The sequence below is a fragment of the Streptomyces bambusae genome, from assembly GCF_019400985.1.
In the GTDB taxonomy this organism is placed as follows: domain Bacteria; phylum Actinomycetota; class Actinomycetes; order Streptomycetales; family Streptomycetaceae; genus Streptomyces; species Streptomyces bambusae_A.
Genome location: NZ_WTFF01000275.1, coordinates 1 through 9,693 on the forward strand (window position 1 = coordinate 1; position 9,693 = coordinate 9,693).

At 75.3% G+C, this 9,693-nt stretch carries 5 protein-coding genes; 2 read left to right on the top strand and 3 right to left on the bottom strand.

Going from position 1 to position 9,693, the window contains the following annotated elements; all coding sequences use genetic code 11:
• From eccB to GPJ59_RS28195, 3 genes are all read right to left on the bottom strand, one after another.
• Positions 1-1,169, bottom strand: a 1,169-nt coding sequence (gene eccB, locus GPJ59_RS28185) for a type VII secretion protein EccB (RefSeq protein ID WP_219670519.1), incomplete at its 3' end; no start/stop codon positions are given.
• Positions 1,170-1,342: 173 nt separating this feature from the next.
• Positions 1,343-2,722, bottom strand: coding sequence for a type VII secretion integral membrane protein EccD (gene eccD, locus GPJ59_RS28190; RefSeq protein ID WP_219670520.1), 1,380 nt, complete (start codon positions 2,720-2,722; stop codon positions 1,343-1,345).
• Between the two features lie 82 nt (positions 2,723-2,804).
• On the bottom strand, positions 2,805-3,110 hold the full coding sequence (locus tag GPJ59_RS28195; RefSeq protein WP_219670521.1) for a hypothetical protein: 306 nt from the start codon (positions 3,108-3,110) through the stop codon (positions 2,805-2,807).
• A 476-nt stretch (positions 3,111-3,586) separates the two neighbouring features.
• Here GPJ59_RS28195 and eccCa point away from each other — a divergent pair, with 476 nt between their 5' ends.
• Positions 3,587-7,657 carry a type VII secretion protein EccCa gene (gene eccCa / locus GPJ59_RS28200; RefSeq protein ID WP_219670523.1) on the top strand — a complete coding sequence of 1,357 codons (4,071 nt, stop codon included), beginning with the start codon at positions 3,587-3,589 and terminating at the stop codon, positions 7,655-7,657.
• A partial coding sequence (locus tag GPJ59_RS28205; protein WP_219670522.1) for a hypothetical protein occupies positions 7,654-9,693 on the top strand: 2,040 nt, incomplete at its 3' end. The genes eccCa and GPJ59_RS28205, both read left to right, overlap by 4 nt.

A 9,693-nucleotide genomic window follows, 5' to 3' on the forward strand; every position in this document is an offset into this window, starting at 1 on the left:
CCCAGCCCCGGGCCGGCCACCCTTTCACCGGCCCGGGCGGGGAGCCGTACGTCCTGACCCAGCAGGGCCTCGCGCCGCTGGGCCAGACCCTGTTCGAGCTGCTGCGCGGCGACCCGCGGACCCAGAAGGACGCGTACGCGGGGGCTCCGGCCCAGCTTCGGCGGTGTCGCGGGCAGCCCGGCGCCCGCCAGGGTCCCGGGCGGCGCCGGATGCGCGGCCAGATCGGCCGCGCCCACCGGCACGGCGATGGCCGGAGCCCCCGCGTACGCGTCCTTCTGGGTCCGCGGGTCGCCGCGCAGCAGCTCGAACAGGGTCTGGCTCAGCGGCGCGAGGCCCTGCTGGGTCAGGACGTACGGCTCCCCGCCCGGGCCGGTGAACAGCTGGCCGACCCGGGTCTGGCGCGCGGCCAGCGCGGGCCCGGCCGTACCGCGCCCCGGGATCTCGGGCGACGACAGGTCGGGTCCCGAGGGCAGGGAGTTGAGGAAGGACGGGGCGATCGGGAAGGGGGTGGCCGTGCCGTAGCCGAGCGCCGTGCCCGCGCCCTCGCCGGTGTCCAGCCGCAGCCGCCTGCCCTGCCACAGTACGTGCCGGGTGCCGTCGGCGGTCGCCACCAGCAGCCCCTGCTCGGGCGACAGGGCCTGGCCCTGTCGGCCGGCCCCGACGGCCACCGACAGCATCGGCGCGGCCTCCCCGGACGACGTACGGCCGACCAGCCCGCAGACCAGCCAGGCCCCGTTCACCAGCTTGGACCTCGCCGGCAGCCCGTCCGGCGCGCCGACGATCCCGACCGGTCCGCCGCGCGGCGCCGCCTGGAGCGAGTTCAGGCTGACCTGGGAGACGGTCATCTTCTCCCCGGCCACCAGCCGGGCGCTGGCCTGGTTGAGCACCGGCCGCAGCTGCCCGCCGACGAACAGGTAGCGGGCGCCCGTCTCCTTCACCACCACCAGGGTGCCGGGCTTGGCCCAGCCGGCCGCGCCGCCCGGCTTGACGGCCCCGTACAGGCCCGTCACCAGGGCGATCAGCACCGCGACGAACAGTCCCGTGCGCACCCCACGGGTGGTGCGGCGGGCCGGGAGGTCCAGCGCGTCGGGTTCGCCCCGCAGCATGCCCGCCCCGAGTCTGCTCATCACGAACAGGTGGGCCTGCACCTGGTCGCGCCTGGACTGCATGTGAACTCCTCCGCAGATACGGTTCTGTCGCGGCCTGAAGGCCGCTCCGGTGCGGCGCGGTGCGCCGCCGGTCAGCCGTGCGCCGGTCGCCGGCCGGCAGGCCGTGGGCCGCCGTGGGTCGGCCGGCCGGGGGGCGCCGTGGGCCGGTCGGTCGTGGGTCAGCCGGCCGTGGGTCAGCCGCTGAGCCCGCGGACCCAGGCGAACACCCCGGCCTCGGTCAGTGCGAGCGGCAGCAGGCTCAGCGCCAGCGCGCTGTGCAGCAGGTCGGCGGCCCGGCCCCAGTACGGCAGCATCCGCCGGCCCGGCACCGTCCAGGAGGCGATGGCGAGGGCCGAGGCCACGGCCGTCAGCCCGGCCAGCAGCCCCAGCCGGCCGGTGCCGCCGCGCGCGAGCGCCCACTTGACGGTGAGCAGGGCCAGGCCGTACACGCCGGGCAGGATCAGCGCCAGCCGCTGCCACAGCGAGCCCACCTCGCGGGCGTGCAGGACCAGCAGCAGGGACAGGGCGGCCGCCAGCGCCACCGCGGGCGGGCCGGAGGCCCGGGTGATCAGGGTGAGGCAGCCGGCGCAGAGCACCGCGGTCACCACGTGGAAGGCGGTCAGGTAGCCGTCGGCCACCGCGCTGCGGTCCAGTACGTCCTGCGCCGGGTACGGCTCGATGTCCTCCTGGAGCTCGTCGGCGCTGCGCGGCAGCGCGGGCAGCTTCAGCCCCGACAGCCGGAAGGCGAGCCCGGGCAGGAAGGCCCCGAACGCCACCACCAGAACGGCGAGCACCGCGGCCGTCTCCACCGCGCGGAGCCCCGCCAGGATCATGGCCCCGGCGACCGTCCCGGCCACCGCCGTGATCAGCAGCCCGAGGAACAGCGGTGCCGAGCAGGCCACGGCGGCGAGCGCGAGGACCGCCCCGCCGGCCGCCGCGGAACTGCCCGCGAGCAGCCGGGCGGCCGTCAGGTCACCGCTGCCCGCCGGCAGCAGCGCACCGGCCAGGGCCAGATAGGGGACCGCCGCCGCACCGAGCGCCGTACCGGCCCCGGCGTCGCCCACCGCCCGCGCGGCGCTGGACGCGCCGAGCAGCAGCAGGCCGCCGGTCACGGCCGCCGTGACCGCACGCAGCGGGCCGATGTCACGGGACAGGGCGAGCAGGACGAGCCCGCCCGCCAGTGCGAACAGCGCCAGGCCGAGCGTCACGTGGTGGGTCAGGGCGGGCCGCCAGGAGTCCCCGCGCGCCTCCAGGCCGGTCGCGACACCGTCGATGAGGTCGTCGAAGTGGACCGGGGGCAGCGACTCCCGGCGCAGCCGCAGGTAGAGCTGCTCGCCGTCGCGCAGGGCCAGTGCCTCCGCCGACCGCTCGTCGTCCAGGGGCTCCTCGCCGAGCCGCTGGAGCACCCAGCCGCCCGCCTCGACGGCTTCCTCGTCCAGGCCGTCCCCCGCGTAGCCGATGATCGTCGGCAACAGGTCCGCCAGGGGTACGTCGGCCGGTACGGAGAGCTCGACCATCTTGTGCGGTCCGTGGAATCTCAATCGGCACAGTCCCGCCACCGCGCTACCGCTCACTGCCCGCGTGTCCTTCCCGCTGTCCGGCCGAGGCCGAATCGCCCCCGGCGGCCGGTTGAACGGGTGGATCCGGGCAGCGGGTTCAGCGGCCCCGGCGCAGTTCGCCCAGCAGGGCCTGGACGCCGTCCTCACCGTCGCGTGCGACGAGCACGGCGATCCAGCGGGTCACGGTCGCCCGCTCGACCTCGCTCCAGCGGGCCGCGGACGGGTGCTCGTCCACCACGAGCACCCGGGCGATCCGGCACAGCTCGTCGAAGTGCGCGCCGGTCCCGGCCGGTGGCCGGGTTCGGGGGGACAGCCCGAGGAGCCGGGCCGCGGCATCCGTCACCTCGGCCGCGGCGGCCCGCGGCACGTCCAGAGCGGTGCCGGCGGCCGGGTCGTCGGCCACGGGCACGGTGTCCGCCGGCCACGAGCGCAGCAACGAGCGGACCTCGTCCGCCTGGGCGCCGTCATCCGCTCGTGCGCCAACTTCCGGCCGTGTGTCACCGTCCGCCCGCGTGTGATCGCCGGCCTGTGTGTGATCGTCCGCCCGCACCGTTCTCCCCCAGCTCCCAGCACCACGGCCCGTACAGCGGCGCCGCCCTGTGCACCGCGGCGACCACCCGGCGCGACGGTCCGGCGAGGGCCCGTCGATGCACACGCTCCCACCGTTCGTCCGCTTCCGTTCCGACGGCCTGCTCAACGTGTGTCCGGATCCCGAGGGTTCACCGGCCGCCTTGCGCCGCGGTTGAACCGCCCCGTACCGCGCACCCGTTCCCGTCTGGGCAAGGAGACCGCCGAACACGGTCGGCCGGCGAGGCGTGAGGAGCTTTTTCGTTGAGCGTGGTGCAAGTCGACCGCCCACCCCGGCGGCCGGGCCCCGAGATGCCGGACGGCGAGATCCAGCTCCAGGAACCGCCCGTACTGCCCGAGAAGCAGAACGGCATCGGCAACATCATCACGATGGTCCCGATGGCGCTGTCCTCGCTGTCCATGGTGTTCATCTTCCTGCGGCCGGGCGGCGGCCTCATGACGTACATCGCCATGGGCACCATGGCCGTGTCCGCGATCGGCATGGTCGTCACCCAGATCATCCGCGGCAACGCCGACCGCAAGCAGGAGCTCACCGGCGAACGGCGCGACTACCTGCGCTACCTCACCCAGATGCGGCGCCAGGTCCGCAAGGAGATCCGCCGCCAGCAGGAGGCCCTGGCCTGGCGCAACCCGGACCCGGCCGAGCTGGCCTCCCTGGTACGGACCTCCCGGCTGTGGGAGCGGCGCTCCTCCCACCCCGACTTCAGCGACGTACGGATCGCCCTCGGCGCGCAGCGGCTGGCCGTGCGCCTGGCCCCGCTCGCCACCAAGCCGGTGGAGGACCTCGAACCGCTCAGCGCGCATGCACTGCGGCGCTTCATCCACGCGTACGCCTCCGTCGCCGGCCAGCCCGTCGCCATCCACCTGCGCGGCTTCGCGCACCTCCTGGTCCGGGCCGAATCCCCGGACTCCGGGTCCCCCGACCCGGCGGCGGGGGAGGACGGGACCTCGGCCGCCGGAACCGCCGCGGCCGCCGGCAGCGCTGCGGCGGCCGCGCCGCTGGAGGAGCAGCCCCGTGCGCTGGTCCGCGCCGTCCTCGCCCAGCTCGCCACGTTCCACGCGCCTGACGAGCTGCGCATCGCGGTGGTCGCCCCGCCCGGCCGGCGCGCCCACTGGGAGTGGACCAAGTGGCTGCCGCACGCCTTGCACCCGAGCGAGACCGACGGCGCCGGACCGCTGCGGCTCGTCGCCGGCACCATCGGCGAACTGGAACAGCTGCTCGGCGACGAGTTCGGCGCCCGCCCGCCGTACGAGCCCGATGCCGTCCCGAGCCGCGACGAGCCGTACACGGTCGTCGTGCTCGACGGGGCGGCGTTCACCGCTCCCCACCGGGCCGCCCTCGGCGGCTACCGCAACGCCACCGTGATCGACATCGGCTCCGCCCTGGAGTGGAAGCACAGCCGGGTCACCCTCCGGCTGCGGATCACCGGCGCCGCGGACGGCTCGGACAGCACCCTGGAGATGGTCGCCGCCGACCGCAACCGCAAGGACGAGATCACCCCGCTCGGCCGGCCCGACGGGCTGCCGCTGCCCGCGGCCACCCGGCTGGCCGCGTCCATGGCCCCGTACCGGCTGGGTGACAGCGTCGACGCGGGCGAGCCGCTGGCCACCGACTTCGACCTCACCGCCCTGCTCGGCATCCACGACCTCTACCGCTTCGACGTGGGGCAGCAGTGGGCCCTGCGCAACCAGTCCAGCAAGCTACGGGTCCCGCTCGGCCTCGGCCCCGACGGCAGCACCGTCGACCTCGACATCAAGGAGTCCGCCCAGGGCGGCATGGGCCCGCACGGCATGCTCATCGGCGCCACCGGCTCAGGCAAGTCCGAACTGCTGCGCACGCTGGTGCTGGCCCTGGCCCTGACCCACTCCTCGGAGATCCTCAACTTCGTCCTGGTCGACTTCAAGGGAGGCGCGACCTTCCTCGGCCTCGACCGCCTGCCCCACACCTCCGCGGTCATCACCAACCTCGCCGACGAGGCCGACCTCGTGGACCGGATGCGCGACGCCCTCCACGGCGAGATGGTCCGCCGCCAGGAACTCCTGCGCGCCGCCGGCAACTACTCCTCCCTCCTGGAGTACGAGACCGCCCGCGCCGCAGGCACCCCGCTGGACCCGCTGCCCACCCTCTTCGTCGTGGTCGACGAGTTCTCCGAACTGCTCTCCGCCCACCGCGACTTCATGGACCTCTTCGTCATGATCGGCCGCCTCGGCCGGTCCCTCGGGGTCCACCTCCTGCTCGCCTCCCAGCGCCTGGACGAGGGCCGCGTCCACCAGCTGGAGTCCCACCTCTCCTACCGGATCGGTCTGCGCACGTTCTCCGCGATGGAATCCCGCGGCGTCCTCGGCGTCCCCGACGCCCACCAACTCCCCTCCCAGCCCGGCAACGGCTACCTGCGCAGCGACATCTCCACCCTCACCCGCTTCAAGGCCGCCTACGTGTCCGGCGCGTACAAGCAGAAGCTGCGACCGTCCGCCCGGCGCGCCGTGATCGAGGGCCAGGTCGTGGCCTTCGGCACCGAGTACGTGGCCCCCCGCACCCTGCCCGCCGTACCGGACGAGACGCAGGAGCAGGAGCCGCAGGAGCAGGAGCCGCAGGCCGAGGAGACCCGGTCGCTCCTCGACATCGCCGCCGAACGCCTGCTGGACGCGGGACCCCCCGCGTACCGGGTATGGCTGCCGCCCCTGGACGTGCCCCCGACGCTGGACGAACTGCTGCCCCCGATCGGCCCCGACCCCGAGTACGGGTTCACCGTCGAAGGCGAGCCTCGCGGATCGCTCAAGGTCCCGGTCGGCGTGATCGACCGCCCCTTCCAGCAGGTACGCGACCTGCTCGTGGCCGATCTCGGCGGGGCCGGCGGCCACATCGGCGTCGCCGGCGCCCCGCAGTCCGGCAAGTCCACCCTGATCCGCACTCTCATGGCGGGCCTCGCGCTCACCCACACCCCGGCCGAAGTGCAGTTCTACTGCCTGGACTTCGGCGGCGGCACGCTCTCCGGCCTGCGCGGACTGCCGCACGTCGGCGGGATCACCGGGCGCCACGACCCCGACCGCGTCACCCGGACCGTCGCCGAGGTCAACTCGGTCATCACCCGCCGCGAGAAGTACTTCGCCGAACTCGGCATCGACTCGGTCGCCGCCTTCCGCCGCAAGAAGGCGGCCGGAGAACTGCCCGACGACCCGCACGGGGACGTCTTCCTGGTCGTCGACGGCTGGAACACCCTGCGCCAGGAGTTCATGGACCTGGTCCCGCTGCTCACGCTGATCTCCCAGCGCGGCCTCAACTACGGCGTCCACCTGCTCATCGGCACCACCCGCTGGGGCGAGATCACCGGCGCCCTGCGCGACCAGCTCCAGACCCGGTACGAGCTGCGCCTCGGCGACTCGGTGGACTCCGTCATCAACATGCGGGCCGCCGGCAAGGTGCCCAAGATTCCGGGACGCGGACTGACCGAGGACCAGATGCACTTCCTGTGCGCACTGCCGCGCATGGACGGCATCGGCACCGCGCACGACCTCGGCGAGGCAGTCGCCGACCTCGTCGACGTCGTCGCCGACCACTGGACGGGCCCCCGGGCGCCCGAGGTACGGATGCTGCCGCTGGTCCTGGACCCGGCCGAACTGCCCGAGCCGCACGGCTCGTTGCGGATCCCGCTCGGCCTGGAGGAGCACGATGTCCAGCCGCTGTGGCACGACTTCTCGCAGGACCCGCACCTGATCGTCGTCGGCGACAGCGAGTCCGGCAAGACCAACATGCTCAAGCACATCGCCGCCCAGATCATGCGGGCGTACACGCCCGACCAGGGCCGCATCATGCTGGTCGACTTCCGGCGCGAGATGTACGGGACCGTGCCCGAGGAGTACCGGCTCGGCTACGCCGTCTCCGCCGACCCGCTGCGGCAGATGGTCACCGGCGCCGCCAATGCGCTGGCCAACCGGGTGCCGTCCGCCGACATCACGCCCGACCGGCTGCGGGCGCGGGACTGGTGGAGCGGACCGGAGCTGTTCGTGATCGTGGACGACTACGACCTCGTGGGCGGCTCGATGTCGGCGCACCCGTTCGCGGCGGTCCTCGACCACCTCGCCCAGGGCGCCGAGATCGGCCTGCACGTCATCGTCGCCCGGTCCGCGAACGGGGCCGGCCGTGGCCTGTCCGACCAGCTCCTGCGCAAGCTCCAGGACGTCAACACCCCGGCCGTGCTGCTGTCCTGCCCGCCGAGCGAGGGCTACCTCTTCGGCAGCACCAAACCGAAGGTGCTGCCGGCCGGCCGGGCGCTCCACATCACCCGGCGCCGTACGGTGCAGCTGCAGACGCCGCTGCTCGACCCCGACGGCCAGAACCCGCAGAACGGAACGCAGGGATGAGCACGCCGCCGCCCGCCACCGCCACCGCCCCCGCTCCGGCGGCCCCCGGATCGCGGATGTGGCCCGTCGGGCCGCACCTGGTCATCGCCCCCGAGGAGGCCGAGCCCGCCCTGACCGCCGCCCTGACCACCGCCCTGAGCGGCCTGCCCCCGCTCCCCGACGCCGTGCTGGTCCTGGCCGCCGCGCCGGACGCGGCGCCGGTACTGCGGCGCTCCCTGCCGGACCTGGTGGACCGGGCCACCGGACGCGGCGCGGCCCGGCTGGTGCTGGCCGCGTCGGGTCTCGCCGCGCCGGGACCGGACGGCACCCGTCCGGTCGAAGCGGTGGCCACGACGGCCGGCTTCCCGGTGATCGCCCCCGACGGCATGGTCACCGTGGAACCGGACGGCTCCCTGCGGCTGGCTCCGCCGGGCAGGTGGTGGCTGAGCGAACCGGGTGCGCCGGCGCGCGCACTGGATCCGACGTGGCCACCAGGGGTGCCCGCCGGGGCGGAGCGGGCCGAGGCCGTTCCCGGGCCGGACACGGACACGGGCTGGGGCGCCGCGCCGCGCCCGGACGCCCGGTCGGGGCCGGACGCTGCCTCGGACTCGGGCTCGGGCTCGGGCGCCGTGCCGGGCCGGGAGGCGCCGACGCCGATGGCGGACCGGGACGGGGAGCCGGGCCTGGGGGAGCCGGCCATCGGGGAGCCGGCGTCTGCGCAGCCGGGCCCTTCGGAGCAGGGCCCGGGGGAGCCGGCGGACTCGGACGACGACCGGGCCGCGCCCGAGCGGATCGCCCCCGAGCGGATCGCCCCCGTCCGGGTCGACGCGGAGGGGGTCGGCGCCGATCGGGTCGACGCGGAGGGGGTCGGCGCCGATCGGGTCGACGCGGAGGGGGTCGACGTCGAGCGCGTCGCCCCCGAGCGGGTCGACGCGGAGGAGGTCGACGTCGAGCGGGTCGGCGCCGAGGAGGTGGACCGGGAGCGGTTCGGCCCTGAGGGGGGCGCCTCCTGCGCCGGCCCCGACGAGGGGCCGGCGGAAGGGGAGCCGCCCTTGCCGCTCGCCCCGCCCGTTCCCGTCGTGGCGGAGTCCGACGGCGGCGCGCACGGGTTCGCGAGCGGACCCGTTGGCGTCGCGGAGCGGGGCGGCCGACGCATCCGGCCCGTTCCGGGCGGATTCTGGCTGGGGGAGCTGCCGGAGGGCGTCGAGCCGCTGATCGGCGTCCGGCCCGACGACCTTCTGCTGGGCGTGGGTTCACCGCAGCAGCCGGCGCTGCCCACCGCCGAACTGCTGGACCTCGTACGCGAGGCGGTCCCCGAGCCGGACGGCCTGCTGCTCGCCGCCCCCTGGGCCGACCCGGCCGAACTGACCGGCATGGCCGTTGCCCTGGCCGCCCGGTCCGGCCGGACCGTACGGGTCGCCGTCGGCCTGCCCGTACGTACGGCGGACGACCACGCCACGTCGTTCCTCGACGGGCGGGGTGCGCCGACCTGGCAACCCCTGCTGGTCGAGCTCACCGCCTCGCCCGAGCACCGTCGCGTGGTCCCTTCGGCATGGCTGCGGCTGCCCGGGCTCGACGCGACGGCTCCGGCCGTCCACCGGGCCGCTGCCGAGGGCTGGGTGCTGGAGACCGTACCGGCCGGGCTCTGGCTGCGCCCGGAAGGCCGTTCGGCCAACCCTTGGCCCCGGATGCTGCGCCCCGACCCGGCCCGCCCGGTGCTGGTCGTGGGGGACCCGGACCGGGGCGTCGCCCCCGAGCTGTGGGAGGCACTGCCCGGCGTACTGGCCGCGCTGCCGGACCTGGGCGCCGCCGCGCCGTACGGCCTGCTGTTCCACGGGCCCGCGACCGACGTGATGCCGGCCCGGGCCTGGGCCGGGTCGAACGGCCTCGACTGGCTCGGCCCCGCCGAGGGCGCGCAGCGCGCGGACCGGGCACCGGACGCACCCGCGACCCCCTCGACGGACCCGGACCCGGCCTCGGCGGACGCGGCGGGCGGGACGCCTTCCCCGGCCCCGGCCCGTCTCTTATACACATATCCCCGCCCAAGGGACCGAGGG

What these genes read in the sequence shown, in the direction of transcription:
- eccCa (WP_219670523.1), top strand. Translation starts at nt 3,587, where the DNA reads ATGCCGGACGGCGAGATCCAGCTCCAGGAACCGCCCGTACTGCCCGAG.